The sequence below is a fragment of the Mycobacterium sp. 852002-40037_SCH5390672 genome, assembly GCF_001665875.1.
Taxonomy (GTDB): Bacteria; Actinomycetota; Actinomycetes; order Mycobacteriales; family Mycobacteriaceae; genus Mycobacterium.
On record NZ_LZTA01000070.1, the window covers coordinates 35899 to 59500 of the forward strand.

The 23602-nt window shown below is 68.0% G+C and carries 18 protein-coding genes; 10 read left to right on the forward strand and 8 right to left on the reverse strand.

The window, feature by feature from the left end; genetic code table 11:
- Positions 1–32: 32 nt before the first annotated feature.
- Positions 33–1397, forward strand: coding sequence for a 3-oxoacyl-ACP reductase (locus tag A5782_RS12180; RefSeq protein ID WP_067099813.1), 1365 nt, complete (start codon positions 33–35; stop codon positions 1395–1397).
- Positions 1398–1421: 24 nt separating this feature from the next.
- Positions 1422–2264 (forward strand): MaoC/PaaZ C-terminal domain-containing protein, encoded by an 843-nt coding sequence (locus A5782_RS12185; protein WP_067099816.1) that lies wholly within the window; start codon positions 1422–1424, stop codon positions 2262–2264.
- 107 nt (positions 2265–2371) lie between these two features.
- On the opposite strand, the gene A5782_RS12190 is transcribed toward A5782_RS12185, so the two are convergent.
- The 3 genes from A5782_RS12190 to A5782_RS12200 all read right to left on the reverse strand — a co-directional run bounded on the left by A5782_RS12190 (position 2372) and on the right by A5782_RS12200 (position 5527).
- On the reverse strand, positions 2372–3625 hold the full coding sequence (locus tag A5782_RS12190; RefSeq protein ID WP_067099818.1) for a chloride channel protein: 1254 nt from the start codon (positions 3623–3625) through the stop codon (positions 2372–2374).
- Between the two features lie 25 nt (positions 3626–3650).
- On the reverse strand, positions 3651–4310 hold the full coding sequence (locus tag A5782_RS12195; protein ID WP_067099820.1) for a TetR/AcrR family transcriptional regulator: 660 nt from the start codon (positions 4308–4310) through the stop codon (positions 3651–3653).
- 65 nt (positions 4311–4375) lie between these two features.
- Entirely contained in the window at positions 4376–5527 is a 1152-nt protein-coding gene (locus A5782_RS12200) for a glycoside hydrolase family 3 N-terminal domain-containing protein (protein ID WP_067099823.1), read from the reverse strand.
- A 110-nt stretch (positions 5528–5637) separates the two neighbouring features.
- On the opposite strand from A5782_RS12200, the gene A5782_RS12205 reads away from it, so the two are divergent.
- The 4 genes from A5782_RS12205 (at position 5638) to A5782_RS12220 (ending at position 12070) form a co-directional block, all read left to right on the forward strand.
- Complete coding sequence (locus A5782_RS12205; RefSeq protein WP_067099825.1) at positions 5638–5841, forward strand: DUF2613 domain-containing protein; 204 nt, start codon at positions 5638–5640, stop codon at positions 5839–5841.
- 90 nt (positions 5842–5931) lie between these two features.
- Entirely contained in the window at positions 5932–6105 is a 174-nt protein-coding gene (locus tag A5782_RS12210) for a DUF2613 domain-containing protein (RefSeq protein ID WP_007769006.1), read from the forward strand.
- Between the two features lie 172 nt (positions 6106–6277).
- Positions 6278–10510 (forward strand): alpha-(1->3)-arabinofuranosyltransferase, encoded by a 4233-nt coding sequence (locus tag A5782_RS12215; protein ID WP_067099827.1) that lies wholly within the window; start codon positions 6278–6280, stop codon positions 10508–10510.
- A gap of 87 nt (positions 10511–10597) precedes the next feature.
- Entirely contained in the window at positions 10598–12070 is a 1473-nt protein-coding gene (locus A5782_RS12220; protein ID WP_067099829.1) for a lipase maturation factor family protein, read from the forward strand.
- Here A5782_RS12220 and A5782_RS12225 read toward each other — a convergent pair.
- Positions 12061–13215 (reverse strand): NAD-dependent formate dehydrogenase, encoded by a 1155-nt coding sequence (locus A5782_RS12225; protein WP_067099831.1) that lies wholly within the window; start codon positions 13213–13215, stop codon positions 12061–12063. The two genes, A5782_RS12220 and A5782_RS12225, sit on opposite strands and share 10 nt — an antisense overlap.
- A gap of 99 nt (positions 13216–13314) precedes the next feature.
- Entirely contained in the window at positions 13315–14238 is a 924-nt protein-coding gene (locus A5782_RS12230; protein WP_067099833.1) for a LysR family transcriptional regulator, read from the reverse strand.
- A gap of 271 nt (positions 14239–14509) precedes the next feature.
- Between A5782_RS12230 and A5782_RS12235 the strand changes: the two genes are divergently transcribed.
- Positions 14510–14935 carry a hypothetical protein gene (locus tag A5782_RS12235; RefSeq protein ID WP_156623896.1) on the forward strand — a complete coding sequence of 142 codons (426 nt, stop codon included), beginning with the start codon at positions 14510–14512 and terminating at the stop codon, positions 14933–14935.
- A 30-nt stretch (positions 14936–14965) separates the two neighbouring features.
- Here the strand turns inward: A5782_RS12235 and A5782_RS12240 are convergent, their stop codons facing one another.
- Complete coding sequence (locus tag A5782_RS12240; protein ID WP_067099838.1) at positions 14966–16612, reverse strand: acetolactate synthase large subunit; 1647 nt, start codon at positions 16610–16612, stop codon at positions 14966–14968.
- A 91-nt stretch (positions 16613–16703) separates the two neighbouring features.
- Here A5782_RS12240 and A5782_RS12245 point away from each other — a divergent pair, with 91 nt between their 5' ends.
- Positions 16704–18122, forward strand: coding sequence for an NADP-dependent succinic semialdehyde dehydrogenase (locus A5782_RS12245; RefSeq protein ID WP_067099840.1), 1419 nt, complete (start codon positions 16704–16706; stop codon positions 18120–18122).
- A 21-nt stretch (positions 18123–18143) separates the two neighbouring features.
- On the opposite strand, the gene A5782_RS12250 is transcribed toward A5782_RS12245, so the two are convergent.
- Entirely contained in the window at positions 18144–19085 is a 942-nt protein-coding gene (locus A5782_RS12250; RefSeq protein WP_067099843.1) for a R2-like ligand-binding oxidase, read from the reverse strand.
- Positions 19082–19777 (reverse strand): TetR/AcrR family transcriptional regulator, encoded by a 696-nt coding sequence (locus A5782_RS12255; RefSeq protein WP_067099961.1) that lies wholly within the window; start codon positions 19775–19777, stop codon positions 19082–19084. Before A5782_RS12255 ends, A5782_RS12250 begins: the two co-directional genes overlap by 4 nt.
- Positions 19778–19993: 216 nt before the next feature.
- Between A5782_RS12255 and A5782_RS12260 the strand changes: the two genes are divergently transcribed.
- Positions 19994–20905 (forward strand): DUF5996 family protein, encoded by a 912-nt coding sequence (locus A5782_RS12260; protein ID WP_197694205.1) that lies wholly within the window; start codon positions 19994–19996, stop codon positions 20903–20905.
- A gap of 61 nt (positions 20906–20966) precedes the next feature.
- The gene (locus A5782_RS12265; protein WP_067099845.1) at positions 20967–23567 is read left to right on the forward strand and encodes a helix-turn-helix transcriptional regulator; all 2601 of its coding nucleotides are present in this window, start codon (positions 20967–20969) and stop codon (positions 23565–23567) included.
- Positions 23568–23602: the final 35 nt, after the last annotated feature.

The following is a 23602-nucleotide window of genomic DNA, read 5'->3' on the forward strand; positions in this document are numbered from 1 at the left end:
CCGATTTCGCAAGAACATGGAAGGTAGCTCCGGTGGCTCCCAAGACTTCGTCCGATCTGTTCTCCCAGATCGTCAATTCCGGTCCTGGATCGTTTCTCGCCAAGCAACTCGGCGTTCCGCAACCCGAGACGTTGCGCCGTTACCGGGCCGGTGAACCGCCACTGGCCGGGGCCCTGCTGATCGGCGGGGAGGGCAGGGTCGTCGAGCCGCTGCGCGCGGCGCTGGACGCCGATTACGACCTGGTGGGCAACAACCTCGGCGGCCGGTGGGCCGACAAGTTCGGTGGCCTGGTGTTCGACGCCACCGGCATCACCACGCCGGAGGGGCTCAGGGGGTTGTACGAGTTCTTCACTCCGCTGCTGCGCAATCTGGGTCATTCGGCGCGCGTGGCGGTGGTCGGCACCACGCCGGACGCCGCCGCCAGCCCGCACGAGCGGATCGCGCAGCGCGCGCTGGAGGGCTTCACCCGGTCGCTCGGTAAGGAGTTGCGCAACGGCAGCACGGTCGCGCTGGTGTATCTGTCGCCGGACGCCAAACCCGCTGCGACGGGCCTGGAATCGACGATGCGCTTCATCCTGTCGGCCAAGTCCGCCTACGTCGATGGCCAGGTCTTCTACGTCGGGGAGGCGGACTCCACGCCGCCGGCCGACTGGGAGCGCCCCCTGGACGGCAAGGTCGCCATCGTGACCGGCGCGGCCCGGGGAATCGGTGCCACGATCGCCGAGGTGTTCGCCCGCGACGGCGCACGCGTGGTCGCGATCGACGTGGAATCGGCCGCCGAGGCGCTGGCCGAGACGGCCAGCCGGGTCGGGGGCACCGCGTTGTGGCTCGACGTCACCGCCTCCGACGCCGTCGACAAGATCACCGAGCACCTGCGCGAGCACCACGGCGGACGCGCCGACGTCCTGGTCAACAACGCCGGCATCACCCGCGACAAGCTGTTGGCCAACATGGACGACGCTCGCTGGGACGCCGTCTTGGCCGTCAATCTACTTGCCCCGCTGCGCCTTACCGAAGGACTGGTCGCCAACGGCACCCTCGGCGAGGGCGGCAGGGTGATCGGCCTGTCGTCGATGGCCGGTATCGCCGGCAACCGCGGCCAGACCAACTACGCGACGACCAAGGCGGGGATGATCGGCCTTACCCAGTCGCTGGCCCCGGAGCTCTATGGCAAGGGGATCACGATCAACGCCGTCGCACCGGGATTCATCGAAACCCAGATGACGGCCGCCATTCCGCTGGCCACCCGCGAGGTCGGGCGCCGGATGAACTCGCTGTTGCAGGGCGGACAGCCGGTGGACGTCGCGGAAACCATCGCCTACTTCGCCAGCCCGGCGTCAAATGCGGTGACGGGTAACGTCATTCGCGTTTGCGGCCAGGCCATGCTGGGCGCATAGCGAAACAGGCTCGAGGAGAACGCCATGAACCAGCCAAGCGGCCTGAAGAACATGCTGCGCGCGGCCGCCGGGGCCCTGCCGTTGTTGCCCCGGGGAAGCGAGGTGCCCAGCCGCACCGTGACCATCGAGGAACTGCCCATCGACCGCGCGCACGTGGCCGAATATGCGGGGGTCACCGGTCTGCATTACGGCAATCACGTGCCGCTGACGTATCCGTTCGCGCTGACCTTTCCGGCGCTGATGTCGCTGGTGACCGGGTTCGACTTCCCTTTCGCCGCAATGGGATCGGTACACACCGAAAACCACATCACGCAGTACCGCCCGATTGCGGTCACCGACACCGTCGGCGTGCGCGTGCATGCCGAGAACCTGCGCGAGCATCGCAAGGGCCTGCTGGTTGATTTGGTGACGGACGTCAGCGTCGGCAACGACACCGCCTGGCATCAGGTCACTACCTTCCTGCATCAGCAACGGACCAGCCTGTCCGATGAACCCAAGCCGCCCCCGCAGAAGCAGCCCAAGCTGGCGCCGCCGTCCACCGTGCTGCGCATCAGCCCCGGGCTGATCCGGCGCTACGCCGACGTCGGGGGCGATCACAACCCGATACACACCAACTCGGTCGCGGCCAAGCTGTTCGGATTCCCCACCGTGATCGCGCACGGAATGTTCAGCGCCGCCGCAGTATTGGCCAATATCGAGTCACACATTCCAGATGCGGTTCGGTATTCGGTGCGGTTCGGCAAGCCGATGGTGCTACCCGCAACCGCGGGGCTCTACATCGACGAGCACGACGGCGGCTGGGATATTTCGCTGCGCAACATCGCCAAGGGGTATCCGCACCTGACCGGCACGGTTCGAGCACTTTAGCGCTGCCGGTGGCGACCCGCTTCCCCCGGCTCCGCCGCGCTCGCGATCGCCACTAGCCCACCGGTGGCGACCCGCTTCCCCCGGCTCCGCCGCGCTCGCGATCGCCACTAGCCCGCCTGCGTCGTACTGCGGCCTTGGGCAAGCACTTTGAGCGCGTGGGCGCTGGTGGCGGTCAGCAGGAAAAGCAGAAACAGCCACAGCGGTGGCCGGGCGAGTTCCCAGACGAAGATCGCCGCCCAGATCGGTGAGCCCTGGGTCACCGCGAGGACGCCGGCGGCGCCGGCCAGCGACACCGCCGGCACGTGCAGGTGCGTTCCCGTCGCCCAGTTGATCATCAAGACCAGGGCCGTCCCGGCGGCGGCACCGGTGGCCAGCGAGGGCGTCAGCAATCCGCCGGCGCCCCCGGCGCGCAGAAACAGCGCCGTCAGTAGGGGTTTCAGCGCCAGAATCGCCAGCGCCGACAGCAACGTCATGCCGCTGGCCAAGCTCACCGTCAGAATGCTGCGGCCGTTGCCCGGCAACTCCGGCCACCAGTGCGAACACATGCCCATCACCAGGCCCGCGCCGGCGAGCGCGGGAATCAGCAGCGGAGTCCGCAGCTGGCGGGCCGGCCGTGCCACGGCCATCAATCGGTTGAAGGCCAGGCCCACCACGAGAGTCACCGGCGCCAGCAACAATCCGTGCGCGGTCAGCAGATACGTCGACTCCCCGATCGGCCACTGCAGGTTGGGTTGATCGCGGGTGATGGCCGAGCCGACGGCGACCGCCAAACCGGAGGAGAGAAACGCCGCGCCCACCGCCCGGGGCTGCCAGGTGCTGAGCAGGATCCGGATCGAGAACAGTGCACCGGCCAACGGAACCGCATACACCGCACCCAGCCCGGCCCCCGCCGCGCACGCCAGCAGGATCTCGCGGTCGCGCGGTGAGAGCCGCCTGAGCCATCCGGTTCCCAAATCGCCGAGCGCGGCAGCGAATTGGCGTGGAGCGCCTTCTCGCCCGAGCGATGCCCCCGATCCGACGAGCAGCACTTGCAGCATGGCATCGATGCTCCAGGAAAGCCGCGGGACGGGTGAGCGGCCGGCGATGGTCTGCGCCAGCGGGGGCACCTCGGCCCGGCGCCGCAGCAGCCACCACCCCAGGCCCGCCAGGGCAGCGCCGATCATCGGGCCCAACACGCGGCGGATCGGGCTGCTGGCGGCCACTCCGGCCAGCAGCGGGCCGAAACTGTAGTGGTAGGTGGCGTGCTGGACGACGCGCAGCACGAATGTCGTCGCCAATCCGGCAACTCCGGCGAGCAACCCGACGATGATTACCGCGCAGAAGAAGTCGAGATTGCCGCGGTCCGAGCTGGGGGCGCTCATCCGGGCCACCTGAACGAATGTAGATCTAGTCGCCCTGGGCGCGCGAGCCGTCCGAGCCGCCCGCCTCGGGGTGGGCCCCGGCCGCTTCCCGTTCCGCCGGTGAGCCCTTGAGGCCGTACCAGAACAGGTCGATCATCAGCTGGGCCGCCTCGTCGACGTCGACGTCGCCGGTGGACAGCCGATTGGCGACTGCCTCGCCCGCGCCCACCAGGGCCACGGCCATCATTTCGTGCTCACGCTCGGAGCGCTGGCTGCGGCTACCCGCCCGCATCAGCCCGGCTACGAGTTCGATGATCTGCTCGCGTCCCTCGCGGACCATGTGGGCGAACGCCTGCGAGCTGGTGGCCTGGGTGTACATCACGATCCAGGACGCCCGGTTGGCGTCGATGTAGCGCATGAACGACACGATGGTGTTGCGCAGCATGTCGTTGGGGCTCTGCTCGAAATCGACGTCGGCGCGCACCACGTCGATGAACCGGCCCATCTCCCGGTTCAGGCAGGCGCCGAACAGATCTTCCTTGGAGCCGTAGTACAGGTACAGCATCGGCTTGGAGATCTGTGCCTCGGCGGCGATCGCGTCCATCGACGTCTCGTGATAGCCGTTGACGGAGAACATCTGCACGGCGGCGTCGAGCATCTGCTGCTCGCGAACGGCGCGCGGTAACCGCTTGGTACCACCCGCCATCGCTTACCTCTCTGGCCCGTTTATCTGACTCAAGGGTAAGCAATGCGGCGTGGGCGTCATACCCGCTAGTGGCCGCAGCTGGGGCTGCGGCCCTTCATGGCCGCCACCCGCACCAGCGACTCGTCGACCCGCTGGGCCGGCAGTTCGCCGGACGCCACCGCCTTTTGCAACCGGTCCAGGACCGCCGGCACCTCGTCGGTGGTGACCCAGAGGGCGACGTCGACGCCGGCCAGCAGGCTGCGCAGCACCGCCTCCGATACCCCGTACCGATCGGAGATGGCGGCCATGCTGGACAGGTCGTCGCTGAACACCGGGCCGGTGAACGGCGGGCCCTTGTAGCCAATCCCGTTGCGCAGCAGCTGCACCGCGTCGGGGCTCAGGCTGGCCGGGACGTCGCCGGTGAGGCCGGGCACTTGCAAGTGGCCCACCATCACCCCGACCGGCGGCACCGCCACCAGGGACCGATAGGGCACCAGGTCGCTGTTCTGCAGGTCGTCCAGCGGCGGCGTGACCACACCCCCGGTGTGCGAGTCACCCGAGCCGTGCCCATGGCCCGGGAAGTGTTTGAGCACCGGCAGCAGCCCGGCCTCCCGCAGCCCCTGCGCGTAGGCCCCGGCGTAGTCGGTGACCGTGGCCGGGTCCGCGCTGAACGAACGGTTGCCGATCACGGCGTCGTCGGGCTCGTCGCTGACGTCGACGACGGGTGCGAAGTCGACGGTGATGCCCAGGTCGTGCATCTTCCTGCCGCGGTCGGCCGCCAGGTCGTGCACCTGCTGCACCGTTTGCGTCTGCGCCAGTTGGCGCGGCGACGGTGACGTCCCGATCAGCGACTTCAGCCGCGAGACCCGGCCGCCCTCCTCATCGAGGCTGACGGCCAGCGGCAGCGGCCCCGCCTTGGCCGTGATGTCGGCCAACGGTCCCTTGAAGATCGACAGGTCCGTCCAGCTACCGATGAAAATGCCGCCGACGTGGTAGGCGTTGACGACGTTGCGGGCGTCGTCGGCGTTCTTCACGCCCACCATCAGCAGTTGGGCAAGTTTGTCGCGGATGCCCAAAGTGGCCGGAACCGCCGACGGGTCGGCGCACACGGGTGGTGCCGGAGCGGCCACCGGCTTGCTCGACGTCGACGGGTGGGGCGGGGGCGCGGCGTGGTGGCCGCAACCGGCCACCAGCAGCGACGCGGCTGCGAGCACGGCGAAGGTGCGCGAAAATGCCATCGGGCCATGCTTTCACGGCGGGCGTTTCGTGCCCGGCTCCAGGGGGCATCAACGGTACGTTGCTGATCAGGGGGCCGCGTGCCCGTTTGACTGGCAGGGAGGAGCCAGCCATGACCGGTTTCACGTTGGCCGCGGCGGTCAGCATCGTTGTGGGCTTGTCCGTCGGGGTGGCGACCACCGTCGGGATCACGCTTGCCGTGGCCGACCACAGCCTGGTGCCGGTGCCGAGCCTGCAGCGCCCTGCGCTTCCGTCCGGCTCCTATCAGGTGGAATACGGCGACCGCTGTTTCCACGGCCACTGTCTGCACTGGTGACCAGTGCTCCGTTGGCCGGGCGCCCTTCTGCTAGGTTGGCGCTAGGTTGAAGATCACGACCGCCACCCCCGCAAAAACTCAGGAGCCTCGATGAACCGGATCGTTGCGCCGGCCGCAGCGAGCGTTGTGGTCGGCCTGTTGCTCGGCGCGGCCGCGATCTTCGGGATCACGTTGATGGTCCAGCAAGACACGAAGCCGCCACTCCCCGGGGGCGATCCGCAGTCGTCAGTGCTCAACCGGGTCGAGTACGGCAACCGTAGCTAGCGGCGATCGCAAGCGCGGCGAAGCCGGGCGCAGCGGGTCGCCGCCATCGGACTGCGGCGATCGCAAGCGCGGCGAAGCCGGGCGCAGCGGGTCGCCGCCGTCGGATTCAGCGCCGCGGACGGGGACCGGGTCGGTCTCATGCTCGGCGGCTGGGCCGGTCTCGCGCCGGTGGTTGTGGTTGGTCGGTGCGATCGCGCTGGCCCTGACGTTCGCCCAATCGCCCGGGCAGATCTCCCCCGACACCAAGCTCGACCTGACCGCGAACCCGCTGCGTTTTCTGGCCCGTGCAACCAATCTGTGGAACAGCGAGCTGCCGTTCGGGCAGGCGCAGAACCAGGCCTACGGGTATCTGTTTCCGCACGGCACCTTCTTTCTGATCGGCCACGCGCTGGGAGTGCCCGGCTGGATCACCCAGCGGCTGTGGTGGGCGCTGCTGCTCACCGTCGGCTTCTGGGGACTGTTGCGGGTCGCCGAGGCGCTGCGGATCGGCAGCCCTGCGTCACGGGTGATCGCCGCTGCAGCGTTCGCGCTGTCGCCGCGGGTGCTGACCACGCTCGGATCGATCTCGTCGGAAACCCTGCCAATGATGTTGGCGCCGTGGGTGTTGCTGCCCACGATCCTTGCCCTGCGGGGCTCCGCAGGATCAACTTCAGCCCGGTCGGTGCGCGCGCTGGCCGGGCAGGCGGGCCTGGCCGTCGCGCTGATGGGCGCGGTCAACGCCATCGCGACCCTGGCCGCCTGCCTGCCCGCGGTGATCTGGTGGGCGTGCCACCGGCCGAACCGGTTGTGGTGGCGGTATACCGGCTGGTGGTTGGTGGCACTGGTGCTGGCCACGCTGTGGTGGGTGGTGGCGCTGGTGATGCTGCGCGCCATCAGCCCTCCGTTCCTGGACTTCATCGAGTCGTCCGGCGTGACGACGCAATGGTCGTCACTGGTCGAGATGTTGCGCGGTACCGACAGCTGGACCCCGTACGTCGCGCCGACGGCCACCGCGGGTGCTCCGCTGGTGACCGGGTCGGCGGCCGTCCTGGGCACCTGTCTGGTCGCGGCGGCAGGACTAGCGGGGCTGGCCCGCCCGGCCATGCCGGCGCGTGGGCGGCTGGTGACGATGCTGTTGGTCGGGGTGGTGTTGATGGCCGCCGGATACAGCGGGGGGCTGGGCTCGCCGGTGGCGCACGCGGTGCAGGCCTTCCTGGACGCCGGCGGCGCCCCGTTGCGCAACGTGCACAAGCTGGGGTCGGTGATCAGGATCCCGGTGGTGCTCGGCCTCGCGCAGTTGCTGGCCCGGATACCGCTGCCGGGCAGCGCGCCGATGTCGGTGTGGCTGCGCGCTTTTGCGCACCCGGAGCGTGACAAACGGGTTGCGACCGCCATCGTGGTCGTGACGGCGCTGATGGTCAGCACGTCGCTGGCGTGGACCGGCCGGCTGGCGCCGCCGGGGACGTTCACCGCGATCCCGCGGTACTGGCACGAGGCCGCCGACTGGCTCACCGAACACAACACCGGGACGCCGGCACCCGGGCGGGTGCTCGTCGTGCCCGGCGCGCCATTCGCCACTCAGGTGTGGGGCACCAGCCACGACGAGCCGCTGCAGGTGGTGGGCGCCAGCCCGTGGGGGGTGCGTGACTCCATTCCGCTGACCCCGCCGCAGACCATCCGGGCGCTCGATTCGGTGCAGCGCTTGTTCGCCGCCGGCCGCCCCTCGGCCGGTTTGGCCGATACCCTTGCCCGGCAAGGCATTTCTTATGTGGCGTTACGCAACGACCTGGACCCCGACGCGTCGCGCTCGGCGCGCCCGATCCTGGTGCACCGCGCCATCGACGGGTCACCCGGACTACGCAAGGTCGCCCAGTTCGGCGCGCCGGTGGGGCCGGGCACGCTGGCGGGTTTCGTCGCGGACAGCGGGCTGCGGCCCCGATATCCGGCGGTCGAGATTTATCGGGTCGGTGGCGGCAGCGGTCCCAGCGATCCCGGCGATCCCGGCGCACCGTATTTCGTCGACACCGACCGGATGGCCCGGGTCGACGGCGGACCGGAGGCGCTGCTGCGTCTCGACGAGCGGCGGCGGCTGCTGGGCCAGCCGCCGCTGGGCCCGGCGCTGCTGACCGCCGACGCGCGGAGCGCGGGCCTGCCGATGAATGCCGGGGTGACCATCACCGACACCCCGGTGGCCCGCGAGACGGATTACGGCCGGGTGGACCAACATTCGTCGGCGGTCCGGGCCCCCGGCGACGCGCGGCACACCTACAACCGGGTGCCCGACTACCCCGTCCCCGGGACCGATCCGGTGGCCGGTGCCTGGACCGGCGGCCGGATCACGGTGTCGAGTTCGTCGTCGGATTCCACCGCGATGCCCGACGTCGCACCGGCGACTTCGCCGCCCGCCGCGATCGACGGGGATTCGGCGACCGCCTGGGTGTCCAACTCGCTGCAGGCCGCCGTCGGTCAATGGATGCAGATCGATTTCGACCATCCGGTGACCAATGCGGCGATCACGTTGACGCCCAGCGCCACCGCCGTCGGCGCGCAGGTGCGCCGCATCCTGATCGAAACCGCCACCGGCAGCACCACTTTGCGCTTCGACGAGCCGGGCAAGCCCCTTGCCGCCGCACTGCCCTACGGCGAGACCCCATGGGTGCGGATCACCGCCGCGGGTACCGACGACGGCTCGGCCGGGGTGCAGTTCGGCATCACCGACCTGTCGGTCACCCAGTACGACGCGTCGGGATTCGCCCACCAGGTCGATCTGCGGCACACCGTGCGGGTGCCGGGGCCGCCGCCGGGCGCGCCGATCACGGGGTGGGACCTGGGATCGGAACTGCTGGGCAGACCGGGCTGCGCGCAGGCGCCCGACGGTGTGCGGTGCGCGCCGTCGATGGCCCTGGCGCCGGAGGAGCCGGTCAATCTCAGCCGGACGCTGACCGTGCCGGCGCCGATGTCGGTGACGCCGACGGTGTGGGTGCGACCGCGGCAGGGCCCCAAACTGGCCGAGCTGATCACCGAGCCGAATACCACCGTCGCTCACGGTGATTCGGACACGGTGGATGTGCTCGGCTCGGCTTATGCGGCCACCGACGGCGACCCTGGCACCGCGTGGACGGCACCGCAGCGGGTGGTGCAGCACAAGACTCCGCCGACCCTGACGCTCAGGCTGCCACGACCCACCGAGGTCAGCGGCGTGCGGCTGGCGCTCGCCCGGTCGGCGTTGCCCGTGCACCCGACGATGGTGGCCGTGAACCTGGGCGATGGGCCGCAAGTCGCGCCGTTGCCGCCCGACGGGGCGGGCCGGCCGCAGACGGTGCCGCTCAAACCCCGGCTGACCGACACCGTGACCATCAGTCTGCTGAATTGGGAAGACGTCATCGACCGCAACGCTTTGGGTTTCGACCAGCTGAAACCGCCCGGGCTGGCCGAGGTCGCGGCACTGGGCGCCGACGGCAACCCGATCGCGCCCGCCGACGCCGGGCGCAACCGCGCCCGGGAGGTCACCGTCGGCTGCGAGAACGGACCCGTCATCGCGGTCGCGGGCCGCTTCGTGCACACCGCGATCCACACCACGGTGGGGACCATCCTGGATGACGCGCCCGTCGCCGCGGTACCGTGCGACCGCGAGCCGATCGCGCTGCCCGCGGGCCAACAGGAGCTGTTGATCAGCCCGGGCGCTCAATTCGTCGTGGACGGGGCCGAGTTGACCGCACCGGCGGCCGCCGAAGTCGCACGGCCCGTGCGTGTTTCGTCTTGGCGGGCGTGGGGCCCGGATCGTCGCGAAGTGCGGGCCCCCGCCTCGGCCACCTCCCGGGTGCTGGTCATCCCGGAAAGCATCAACCCGGGCTGGGTGGCGCGCACCAGCACCGGGGCCCGCTTGACGCCGATCGCCGTCAACGGGTGGCAGCAGGGCTGGTTGGTGCCCGCGGGCGATCCCGGCACCATCACGTTGGCGTTCGCCTCCAACTCGCTCTACCGGGCGGGGCTGGCGGTGGGGCTGGCCTTGCTGCCGCTGCTGGTGCTGCTCGCGCTCTGGCGTACCCGAAGAAAAGACGCCGACGACGCAGCCGCACCGGCACGACCATGGCGGCCCGGGGCATGGTCGGCCGTCGCGGCGCTGGCCGCCGCGACGGTGATCGCCGGTGTGGGTGGTGCGGTGGTGATGGGGGCGGCGCTGGGCCTGCGGTACGCGCTGCGTCAGCGGCGCTGGGAACGCCTCAGCGTGGTATGCGGCGCCGGCGGGCTGATTCTGGCCGGGGCGGCGCTCTCACGGCAACCCTGGCGGTCGGCCGACGGCTACGCCGGCCATTCCGCGAGTGTCCAGCTGCTGGCGCTGATTTCGCTTGCGGTGCTTGCCGCTTCGGTCGTGACGGTGCCAAATCGGGAGGTCGATCGGCCCGGCGGGCCGCGCGACGAATAGTCGGGCGGGCTATTGGCTACCCGGTTAGCGGCTGATTGACTGGATATGCGGGTTGGCGTAACCGTCACCCACCGAGGAGTTAGCGCCATGAACTGGTTTTCCGCACCCGAGTATTGGGTGGGCAGACTGGTGCTCGAGCGCGGCGCCGCGGCGATCTACCTGCTCGGGTTCGTCGCGGCCGCGGTCCAGTTCCGCGCGCTGATCGGCGAGCGCGGCATCCTGCCCATTCCGCAGTTCCTGGCGCGGCAATCCTTTTGGCGCACGCCGAGCCTGTTTCACCTGCGGTATTCCGATCGGCTGTTTTCGGCCGTCTCCTGGTTCGGCGCGGCACTGTCGGCGGCGATCGTCGCCGGGGCCGCCGACGCGGTTCCGCTGTGGGCCGCGATGTCGATGTGGCTGGCGCTGTGGCTGTGTTACCTGTCGATCGTCAACGTCGGGCAGGCCTGGTACTCGTTCGGCTGGGAGTCGCTGCTGCTCGAGACCGGCTTCCTGATGATCTTCCTGGGCAACCAGGACGTGGCACCGCCGGTGCTGACGTTGTGGATGATTCGACTGCTGCTGTTCCGCGTCGAGTTCGGCGCGGGACTGATCAAGCTGCGCGGCGACCCGTGCTGGCGCGATCTGACGTGTTTGTACTACCACCACGAGACGCAACCCATGCCGGGGCCGTTGAGCTGGTTCTTCCATCATCTGCCCAAACCGCTGCATCGGATTGAGGTGGCGGGCAACCATTTTGCGCAACTGATCATGCCGTTTGGATTGTTTGCGCCGCAGCCGGTGGCCAGCGTGGCCGCCGCAATCATCGTCATCACCCAGTTGTGGCTGGTCGCCTCCGGTAATTTCGCCTGGCTCAACTGGGTGACCATCCTGCTGGCGTTCAGCGCCATCGACGACGCGTCGGCGGCGCTGCTGCTACCCGGGGGGCTTGTTCCGGCACACCCGGGTCTGTTGCCGACGCCACCGTGGTTCGTCGGCCTGGTGTCCGCCGTCACCGCCGCGGTGCTGTTCATGAGCTACTGGCCGATCGCGAACATGTTGTCCTCGCGACAGCGAATGAACATGTCGTTCAACTCATTTCACCTGGTGAACACCTACGGGGCCTTCGGCAGCATCGGACGGATCCGCCGGGAGGTAGTCATCGAGGGCACCGACGATGCGGTCATCACGCCCCAAACCGTCTGGAAGGAATACGAATTCAAGGGCAAGCCGGGTTCGCTGCGCCGGCTACCCAGACAGTGGGCCCCCTATCATCTGCGCCTGGACTGGCTGATGTGGTTCGCCGCGATCTCACCGGGATACGCGCGGCCGTGGCTGAGACCGTTCTTGCAGCGGTTGCTGGAAAACGATCGGCCGACCCTGCATTTGTTGCGGCACAACCCCTTTCCGGATTCGCCGCCCCGGTTCGTGCGTGCGCGGCTCTATCAGTACCGTTTCACCACGCCTGCCGAGCTGCGTCGCGACCGCGCATGGTGGCACCGCTCCCTGATCGGCGGCTACGTGCCGCCCATGACACTGTCGACGACTTCCAACGCCAATGAAGGGTTTCCGGGCTACTTCTGATAGGACAACGCTCCGGTGCCCGCGAGCTTGCCGCCTTCGACGATCAGGTACTCCGGGCGGATGGGCGTGCCTGCGAACCAGCTTTCCAGAATTTCGCGGGTGCCGGCCGCGTAGCGCGCCTGGGCGGACAATGTGGTGCCCGAAACATGCGGTGTCATGGCGTTATTCGGCATCGTCCGCCACGGGTGATCGGGCGGCGGCGGCTGCGGATACCATACGTCTCCGGCGTAGCCCGCCAGCTGACCGGACGTGAGGGCCCCCGCGATCGCCTCCGGGACGGTCTCCTCGGCGCGGGCGGTGTTGACGATGTAGGAGCCCGGACGCATCGTCGAGATCAGCTTCTCGTTGAACATTCTGCGGGTGTCGTCGTACAGCGGCGAGTGGATGGACACCACGTCGACGACCTGCACCAGTGACTCGACCGTGGGGTGGAACGTCACGTTGAGTTGTTTCTCCGCTTCCGGAGCCAGCCGACGGGTGTCGGTGTAGTGCAGGTTGACGTCGAACGGAGCTAGCCGGCGCAACACCGCACGCCCGATGCGGCCCGCGGCGATCACCCCGACGTCCATCCCCTCCAGGTCATAGGCGCGTTCGGCGCAATCGGCGATGTTCCAGCCGCCCTCGGCCGCCCACCGATGCGACGGCACGAAATTGCGCACCAGCGCCAAGATCTGCATCACCGTGTGCTCGGCGACGCTGATGCTGTTGCTGTACGTCACCTCGGCCACGGTGATCCCGCGCTCTTTGGCCGCGGTCAGATCCACGTGGTCCGAACCGATGCCGGCGGTCAGCGCCAGTTTGAGTCTGGGCGCCTTGGCGATGCGTTCCTTGGTCAGGTAGGCCGGCCAAAACGGTTGCGAGATAACGATCTCCGCGTCGGCCAGCCCACGCTCGAATTCCGAATCGGGGCCGTCCTTGTCCGACGTCACCACCAATTCGTGCCCGGCGTCGTCGAAAAACTTGCGCAGCCCCAGTGCACCCGACACACAGCCGAGCAGCTCACCGGGGGTGAAGTCGATCTTCGACGGGGTCGGCACGGTGCTGCCGTCAGGGTATCCCTGGATCGTCGGAACACTGCCGCGCGCGTAGCGCGGCGGGTAACCGTCGACGGGGTCGGGGTAGAGCACCATCACACACTTGGCCATCGCATTCTCCTTCAACCGGCGATCAAGCCCAGTCTCATCGGGCGATCACCCGGTTGTCCAAGACGCGATTCCGACCGGCTGATAGGCGGCGCCGATCAATCACTCGGACGGCCAGGACACCTCGCTGAGCGTCGCACCGATGCGGGCCTCACGCGCGGTCCGCCGCAACGCGCGCGTCAGCAAGGAGCCCGGCTCGGCCCGGTTGGTGACCAGTGCTATCAACGCGGTGACCGAGGGGCGCCGCAATCCCAGCACGTTGACCCCGGCCGGCACGCCCAGGGTGTGGATCCACGGTTGCGGCACGATGCTGGCCCACCGGCCGGTGCGAACGTGGGCGAACAGCGCGGCCACGGAGTCGGTTTCCAGCTGCGGGGTCACCTGCAGACCGTGGGTGGCCAGTGCGTCGTCGATGACCCGGCGCCCCCGCATGCCCTGCGTCAGCAGACACAGCGGCAGTTGCACGGCATCCGACCACGCCATGGTTTTCGCTTCCCCGCCAAGCAGTTCGGCGGCGACGATGAGGACCGGCTGCTCGTGGTACAGCGGGGTGACCAGCAGGTCGGCCGTGTCCTGTTGGTCCGGGTAGAGAACGCCCGCGTCCAATTCGAACTTGCGCACCCTTTCCACGATTCCGGCCGAGCGCAGGTTGGCCTCCAGCTGGACCCGCACCAACGGATGTGCCGCGCAAAACGGATCCGTAAGCAGCGCAACGGTAGTCGACGCGGCCGGCACCACCCCGAGCCGAAGCTCGCCGGTCAACCCGGCCCGCAACGCGGTGACTTCCTGCTTGAGGGCGTCGCGGTCGGCCAGAATGCGCCGCGCCCACGGCACCAGCCGCTCACCTTCGGGGGTGAGACCTTCGAACTTCTGTCCGCGGCGCACCAGCGGGACGTTGAGTTCGGATTCGAGCTTGCGGATGGCTTCCGACAGCGCGGGCTGGGACACGTAACAGACGCCGGCCGCGCGCGCGAAGTGGCGCTCTTGAGCGAGCGCGACGAAATACTCCAGCTGACGGAACAGCACGTGCCCATTCGACCACGGGCCCGACGAGACACCCGATCGCAGGTGTCCCTCAACGGCCGGTCCGGAGTGCCCGCCGGCCTAGTCGATAGCCAATTGTCGTAACAGTGAAGGGTTTTCACCGCGGGGGCACATCCGCGGCGCCCATCCTGGGGATCCCGGGCCATGCTGGCGGGCGCCGGAAAAGTTTGCCGAATCGCGACGGACCCCGACCTGTGATACACCATCATGAACGCTCCACGCATGGGTGAGCTCGACGGAAGGAAACATGGACATGGGTTTCGCACGGGGATTTGCGGCAACCGCTATGTTCGCCGGCTTGGCCGTCTGTACCGCCGGCACGGCATGGGCCGACACACCGACCATGAACGGCAACTACACGGAGACCGCGACAACACCAGCCGGGGCAACCTTTAACAGCTCGTGGGCGGTCAATTCCTGCGGTGACGGATGCATCTTCATCAAAGCCGGGCTGGGCGGCAGTCAAGCGCGGTTGGTCGACGGTCAATGGGTCCTGGACACGATGAACAACATCGCGTGCGCCGACGGTAGTTCCGTTCAGTATGCCGCCAGCTCCCACATGACGTGGGATCCCAATACGCTTGCGGGTACGGCCCAGCACACCTATATGATCCCGGCCTGCGGTCACCCGGCGGGTTACTCCTACACCGACCAGATACAGATCAAGCAGTCGTCCTGACCCGGAACACCGGTCGCCGCGAAACGCGTTCTACAGCGTTTCGTCCAGCTCGCCGAGGCGGTCGGTTAACCGCAGATTCTCGGAGTAGTCGACCGGGCAACTGATCAGCGAGACACCGTCGTCGTCGAGCGCGGCCCGCAGCGTCGGAAGCAGTTCGTCGGCATTGCTGATCCGATATCCCTTGGCGCCGAAGCTTTCTGCGTAGGTCACCACGTCGGGGTTGTTGAACTTCACGTAGTAGTGCGCTCCGAGTTCGAGGTCCATCTTCCATTCGATGAGGCCGTAACCGCCGTCCTCCCAAATCAGCACCACCAGTGGGATCCGCTCGCGTACGGCGGTCTCGATTTCTTGCGAGTTCATCAGGAACGCGCCGTCGCCGACAACGGCCAGCACCTTGGCCTCCGGCTGCGCCAGCTTGACCCCCAGCGCGCCTGGCAGGGCGAAACCCATAGTGGACAAGCCATTTGAAATCAGGCAGGTGTTCCGCTCGAAGGTCGGGTAGAGCCGGGCCATCCACATCTTGGTGGCGCCGGTGTCGACCAGGACGATGTCGCTGCGGCCCAGCGCCGCGCGGGTGTCGGCGACCACTCGGGCGGGTGCCAGCGGATAGCGCGAATCCTGTTGGCCCCGTGCGAATTCGTCGGCCAGCAGACCCGAACCGGGCACATCGGCGGCGTGATTGAAGGTGTGACCGGACAGCGCGTCGGTGAGGGCGTTCAGCGAATCGCTGATGTCGCCGATGATCCCCACGTCGACCGAGTAGTGCGCATCGACCTCGGCCGGGAACCGGTGAATGTGGATGATCTTCTTGTCAGCCTGCGGGTTGATCCGGACCGGATCGAATTCCTGCAGTTCGTAGCCGACGGCGATGACGGCATCGGCGTTGTCGAACCCGAAGTTGACGTAGTCGTGCCGCATGAAGCCCAGCGTCCCGATGCTGTTGGGGTGATCGTCGGGCATGACGCCCTTACCGTGGAACGTGTTGGCCACCTGGATGCCGAATTCCTCGGAGAAACGCACCAGGGCTTTGGTGGCGTCGGCGCGTGCGGCGCCGTGCCCGGCCAGCACCACCGGGCGCTTGGCGTTGCGCAGGACATCGACGGCGCGTGCCACCTGGCGGGGTGCCGGGGCGTCGGCGCGGACGACATTGCGGGGCAACGGTCCCAGGTCGTAGTCGGTGTCGTCGGCGTCTATATGCTCCGGCACCGCAAGGTAGACCGCGGCCGGGCGTTCGGCTTCCGAGACTTTGAACGCCTTGCGGACCATCTCGGGGATGGCGCGCGCGGTCGGGATGCCGGCCGACCACCGAGTGATGGGGGCGAACATCGACACCAGGTCGACGTATTGGTGCGACTCTTTGAACTCCCGGTCGTGACCCACCTGTGCGGAGATGGCGACCAGTGGGGTGCTGTTGGTGGTGGCGTCGGCCACACCGAGCTGCATGTTGATCGCCCCGGGCCCCAATGTGGCTGACACCACCGCCGCCCGCCCGGTGACCCTGCCGTACATCTCGGCCATGAACGAGGCGGCCTGCTCGTGCCGGGTGAGCACATAGCGGATGGTCGAGGACGCCAGCGCCTGCACTAACCGGATGTTCTCCTCGCCGGGCACCCCGAACACGACGGAGACACCCTCGTTTTCCAGGCACTTGACGATCAGCTCAGCGGCTTTACTCATCCGACACCTCCCTTAGGGGAACGATAGTGGCAGGCTAGGTGTTGGACTTTTCAGCCGCCAAGCAACACGAACCCGATGAAGGAGGGCCGACGTGCCCATCGCCACCATTAACCCGGCTACCGGCGAGACGGTGAAGACCTTCACCCCGGCCACCGATCAAGAGGTCGATGCCGCGATTGCCCGTGCCTACGAACGCTTCCTCGACTACCGCCACAACACCACGTTTGCCCAGCGCGCCCAATGGGCAAACGCCACCGCCGACCTGCTGGAGGCCGAAGCCGACGAGGTCGCCGCCATGATGACGCTGGAGATGGGCAAGACCCTGAAGTCGGCCAAGGCGGAAGCCATCAAGTGTGCCAAGGGTTTTCGCTATTACGCCGAGAACGCCGAGCAGTTGCTGGCCGACGAGCCGGCCGACGCCCAGGCGGTCGGCGCGAAGAAGGCCTACACCCGCTATCAGCCGCTCGGGGTGGTGCTGGCCGTGATGCCCTGGAACTTCCCGCTGTGGCAGGCCGTCCGGTTCGCCGCGCCGGCGCTGATGGCCGGCAACGTCGGGATCCTCAAGCACGCGTCGAACGTTCCCCAGAGCGCGCTGTATCTCGCCGACGTCATCGCCCGCGGCGGCTTCCCCGAGGGGTGTTTCCAAACCCTGCTCGTCTCTTCCAGCGCGGTCGAGCGCATCCTGCGCGACCCCCGGGTCGCGGCGGCCACCCTGACCGGCAGCGAGCCGGCCGGGCAATCGGTGGCGGCCATCGCCGGTGACGAGATCAAGCCCACCGTGCTGGAACTCGGCGGGAGCGACCCGTTCATCGTGATGCCGTCGGCGAACCTGGACGAGGCCGCCAAGACCGCGGTCACCGCCAGAACGCAGAACAACGGCCAGTCCTGCATCGCCGCCAAGCGGTTCATCGTGCACACCGACATCTACGACGCGTTCGTCGACAAGTTCACCGAGCGGATGGAGGCGCTGACCGTCGGTGACCCGACCGACCCCGACACCGACGTGGGTCCGCTGGCCACCGAGTCGGGCCGTGACGAGATCGCCAAGCAGGTCGACGACGCCGCCGCGGCGGGCGCCACGATCCGCCTCGGCGGCAAGCCCATCGACCGGCCGGGGTGGTATTACCCGCCGACGGTGGTCACCGACATCACCAAGGACATGGCCCTGTACACCGAGGAGGTGTTCGGCCCGGTCGCGTCGATGTACCGGGCGGCGGACATCGACGAGGCCATCGAGATCGCCAACGCCACCACGTTCGGCTTGGGGTCCAACGCCTGGACCAACGACGAGGCCGAGCAGCAGCGCTTCATCGACGACATCGAGGCCGGCCAGGTTTTCATCAACGGGATGACGGTGTCCTATCCCGAGTTGGGGTTCGGCGGCGTCAAGCGGTCGGGCTACGGTCGCGAACTCGCGGGCCTGGGCATCCGCGCGTTCGTCAACGCCAAGACCGTCTGGGTCGGGGAAGCCGAGGGCGGCTCGTCGGGCGGCGACAAAAAGGTCGAGTGACCGCGTCAGCCGGGCCGCCGACTACGCGGACGCGCCAGCCAGCACCTTCTCGTCCTCCTCGGCGAAGGTGTCCTCGAGCTGCACCGGCGAGTAGTCGAGGTCGATCTCGTTGAGCGGCCGCCCGCGCGCGCTGGAGATGGTGCCGAAGCGTCGCATCCCCTTGTCGGAGGCGTACTGCATGAACTCGTCCACCGACAGGCCGAAGGGCATCGGGTCGTAGAGGGCGAAGCCCTCTTCGATCAGGCGCAGCCCGAGCGGCATCAGCTCGTTCATCCGCGTTTCGAAGACGCCCCAGTTGGCGTCGTCGGCGGCCACGTGGCGCCGGCAGGTAAAGGTGCCCCACGCCATGTGGCGTCGCTCGTCATCGCCGATGCGACGCACCAGTTCCTGCATGCCGGGCAGGATGCCGCGTTCCACGCAGATCTTGTGCCAGCCGAAGTAACCGGTCAGCGCCAGCATGCCTTCGACCATGTGGTTGTAGGTGACCGACGCCCGCACCTGGGCGGCCGGCGACGGATCAACCGTCAGCGCGTGCAGGCAGTCCGGAAGCTCTTCGTAGAAGATCGTGCGGTAGGCCGGGACGTCGTCGAGATAATAGTGCAGGTCCTCGGTGATTCCGACGGCGTCGAGCCACATGCGAAACACCTGGACGTGCCTGGCTTCCTCGAAGGCGAACTGGGTCAGATACATCTCGTCGCCGAGCCGGCCTTCGGCCCGCATCGCTGCCATGAACGGCTGGATGTCCTGGGTCACCGATTCCTCGCCGGCGATGAACTCGGCGCACAACCGGGTCGCGTAGCTGCGTTCGTCGCCGGTGAGGCGTTCCCAGTCCTCCCGGTCGCGGGAGAAGTCGATGTCGGCCGGATTCCAGAATTTCGCGTTGCCCCCCGCAAACAGCTTGAGCGGCAAGCTGTCCCAGTTGAGACCGCCCTGGGCCATCGAGGCGATTCGGGTTCGATTCATGTGACCTCCTCAGATCGTTTGGGGGCTGAGCTGACTGGCGGGGTTTTCGGCGCAGCCGCGAACGCGGCGGCCAGCACCGCGACGAGCCTGCGCACGGCCAGCGCCGGCTGCTCCGGTGTGGGCTCATCGAGCCCGAGAATCGGGTCCAGGCCGCGCATGTAGGGCGCCAGTGCCAGGTGCGGAAAGATCAACAGCAGCAACGACAACAGCGCGTCGGTGTCGGAATCCGCGCGCAGGTCGCCGCGGATGTGCGCGTCGCGGAGAAGCGGGCGCATCACTTCCAGGTAATGCCGGTGAATGACGTTCTGCACGCTGACGCGGGCTTCGGTGTCGACCTCCAGGGTTGCTGCGGCGTGCAGCGCGCGTTCATGCGGATGGTCGGCGAAGTAGGCCACCCACGCGTCGAGCCAGTCGGTGAGAAAGTCGAAGAAGGGCCGGCTCGGGTCGAGTTCGCGGATGCGGTCCTCCATGTAGGCACGCACCCGCTGGCTGCCGATGTCGGCGATGAACGCATACAGGTCACGCTTGTCGGCGAAGTACTGGAACAGGCTGCCCTTGGCGACCCCGGCGCGGCGTGCGATGACGTTCAGGCTGCCCCGGGAGAACCCGTGGGCCCCGAATTCCGACTCCGCGGCTTCGATGATCGCGGCGCGTCGAGCGGGGTCGACGCGTGCCCAGGTGACCGTCGGCAATGCCGCCTCCTCAGGTTGAATGACCACTGGTCATTCTACTGTGAGGCAGCTCACAGTCAAGGGGGTCGGCAGGCCGCCTGCTCGCCGAGTCAGCGCAGCGAGAAATTGGGCAAGCGAGCACTATCGGTGATAGCGACCCGGTGCAAACCGGACGCCGACTAGAGCCGAGGAGTGATCGTGACGACGCACCACGACGACAGCATTGCGTGGCCCCGCCTGCGGGTAGACGACTGGGCTCCAACGAGGCAGACACTGCACATGTGGGCTCAGATTGTCGGCAAGGTCCGACTGGCCCATTCGCCCATGGTCAACCACTGGTGGCAGGTCACCTCGTATGTGACCCCGCGCGGTTTGACGACGTCGGCGATCCCGTACGGGACAGCGGTCTTCGATATGGAGTTCGATTTCATCGACCACGTGCTGATGATCCGCAGCAGCACCGGCGCGACCCGCAGTGTGCGCCTGGAACCGAAATCGGTGGCCGAGTTCTACTCGCAGACGATGCGGGCGCTCGACGAGCTGGGTTTCTCCACGCGCATCCAAGCGCACCCCAACGAGGTAGATCCGGCCCTGCCGTTCGCCGAGGATGTCGAACATGCGTCATACGACCCTGATGCGGCAAACCTGTTCTGGCGCCAGCTGCTTGCGGCGAACCGCGTGCTCGGCCAGTTTCGGTCCCGGTTCATGGGTAAGGTGAGTCCCGTCCATTTCTTCTGGGGTGCAATGGATCTCGCGTGCACCAGATTTTCCGGGCGCGGTGCGCCCCGCCACCCGGGCGGCGCACCCAATTGCGGAGACTGGGTGATGATCGAGGGCTACTCGCGAGAACTGAGCAGCTGCGGATTCTTTCCCGGCGGGGGCGACGAGGGCGCTTTCTACGCCTACGCCTATCCCGAACCCGACGGTTTCGCCGACCACCCGGTCAGCCCCGAGCAGGCGGGCTACGACAAGGATCTCGGTGAATACCTGTTGCCATACGAGGCGGTGCGGCAGGCATCCGACCCCGACCAGACGCTCCTCGGGTTCTTGCAAGACACCTACGAAGCGGCCGCGGTGCATGCCGGCTGGGACCGCGCCGCGCTCGAAGACGACCCCGATCGCTGGAAGGCCCATCAAACTCGCGCATGAGCGCGGGCGCATCCACGCCGAATCCCAGGCGAAGATCGCAGTTGCTGGCTAATATCTGCTGGTGCTCGAGCACTGGCCCATCGTCGGCAGAACCAGAGAGATCGACGAGGTCAGCCGCCTGTTCACCACCGATGGCCCGCGAGGTGTCGCGCTGGCCGGCAAGGCCGGGGTGGGCAAGTCGCGGCTGGCCCGCGAAGCCGTGCAGGCGGCCGCCGATGCCGGGTGGACCGTCCGCAGCACCGCCGCGACCGTGACCAGCCGCCCGATTCCGCTGGGCGCTTTCGCAACATGGACCGACGACATGGAGAGCGCGCCCTACGCATTGGCGCGCCGGGTCGTCGACGCAATGACCGCGGGTACGCAACCGGACCGTCTCGTGGTCTTCGTCGACGACGCCCACCTGCTCGATGAACTGTCGGCCCTGGTCCTGCATCAACTCGTACAGTCGCAGGCCGCGACGGTGATCGTCACGATCCGGACGGGCGAGCCGGCGCCGGCCGCGGTGACCGCGCTATGGAAAGACGGGCTGGTGTCCCGGCGCGAGGTCGAGCCGTTGACCCGCGACCAGACCGACGACCTGTTGTGGGCGGTGACGGGGTGCGCGCCGGATCAGCGGTGCGGGGACGAAGTGTGGCGTCTGACGCGCGGAAATGTGCTGTTCCTGCGGCAGTTGGTCGAACAGGAGTTCCACGCGGGACGGATGGTGACCGACGGTGGCGTACTGCGCTGGGAGGGCAACCTCGGCCTGTCGGGCTCCCTGGCCGAGCTGGTAGATGGGCATATCGGCGCCATTGCCGACGACGTGCGCGACGTCGTCGATCTCGTGGCCGTCTCCGAACCCGTCGACTGGAAGTGTTTGACACTGATCGCCGGGCAGGACGCCATCGAGGATGCCGAGCAGCGCGAACTGATCCGGTTGTCCGCCGACGAGGTGTACATCGGCCATCCCATGTTCGCGGAGGTGCGCCTGAATCGCTGTGGCTCCTCGCGGTTGCGACGCCTTCGTGGCCAGGTCGCGACCGCGATGAAGGACGGCGGCGGCGCCGCGAAGGCGATGAAGCGGGGACTGCTCTGGTTGGAGTCGGACCTGCCGCCTGAGCCGGACGTGCTGATGTCGGCGGCCACGGCGGCGAGTTCATTGCTCGACTTCGAGGCGGCGGAGCGGCTTTTCCGCGCCGCCGCCGATACCGGCATCGGGGCGCAGGCCCGGATACCGCTGGCCTACTCCCTGTTCATGATGGAAAAGGGCGAACTCGCCTTGGAGGTTCTCGACGGCGTCGAAGTCGACGAAGAGACACAAACCGGATTCATCAACGACGTGGTGATGCGTGCGTCAAACCTGTTGTGGGGCATGCGATCTCCAAATCGGTCCTGGCGGCTCATCGACGATGCGCTCCAGGCCTCACACGGGCCGCGGCGCCAACAGCTGCTGGTTTTCCGTGCCAATCAGCTCGGGCTGGCGGCGAGGCCGGTCGAGCTCCTTGCCACCATGGCCGACGTCGACTATCTGGACCTCGACCACTACGGCGCGACGATGGGTTACCTCGCCGAGAGCCTGGCCTACGGCGAACTCGGGCAACCCGCCCAAGCGGCGGCCAAGGCGCTCGCCGCCGACGACGCGCTGGTGCTGAGCGACCAGGGCAAATTCCTTCGTCAGACGTTTACCGAATTTCAGGCGTTCGCCCTGGCGGCGGCCGGACATATCACCGACGCGCTCGAGGTGGCTGAACGCAACCGGCGCCGCCAGCGGGCGGAACCGGCCGCCGCACAAGCGTTGGCGTCGGAGATCCTCGGCATGGTGGCGTTGGCCGCGGGTGATCTCGGCGCAGCGCTGCGGGATCTGCCGGACGAGGTCGATGCCGAGATGGCGAGCAGCTTCCATGTGGTGAACAGCTTCCACAGGTTCCACTTGCTGCGGGCGCAGGCGCTGGCCCGGTGCGGGGACGCGGATGCGGCCGATCGTGCGCTGCAAACTGCACGCGCACATCGGCATCCGGCGTACGTGTACGTCACGTCCACCGAGCTGCTGGCCGAGGCCTGGCTGGCAGCGGCGCATTCGCGGTCCTCCGAGGCGCGTCGATTGGCCCGCGGGGCAGCTGATTTCGCGCGCGAACACGATCAACTCGCCCGCGAGGTGTGGTGTTTACAGACCGCGGTGCAATTCGACGACACCGATGCAGCCGGGCGACTCGCGGATCTTGCGACGCGCGTCGAAGGTCCGCGTGTTGCGATCGCGGCGCGCTACGCGGCGGCACTGAGCGCCGACGACGCCGGCGAACTCGACCAGGTATCAACCGAATTCGAGGTGATGGGTGACCTGTTGGCCGCCGCCGACGCCGCGGGGCAGGCCGCCACCTCACATCGGCGCGCGGGCCGCGCCGGCAGCGCGATGACAGCGGCGACACGCGCACATCGCCTAGCGGGATCGTGTAACGGCGCGACCAGCCCGGCGATCCGGGCGGCTTCCTCCGAGCTGCCGTTCACCAACCGGGAGCGCGAGATCGCGGTGTTGGTCGCCCAGGGCTTGTCGAACCGCGACATCGCCGCAGCGGTGTCGCTGTCGGTGCGCACCGTCGAAAGCCACATCTATCGCGCGTGCAGCAAGGCCGGGGTGGCCGGACGCGCCGGCCTGACCGGCGTCATCGGCAGCGCAACCGGCTGACGCCTCGGAATTGCAGTAGTCCTTCGCCGATGCGC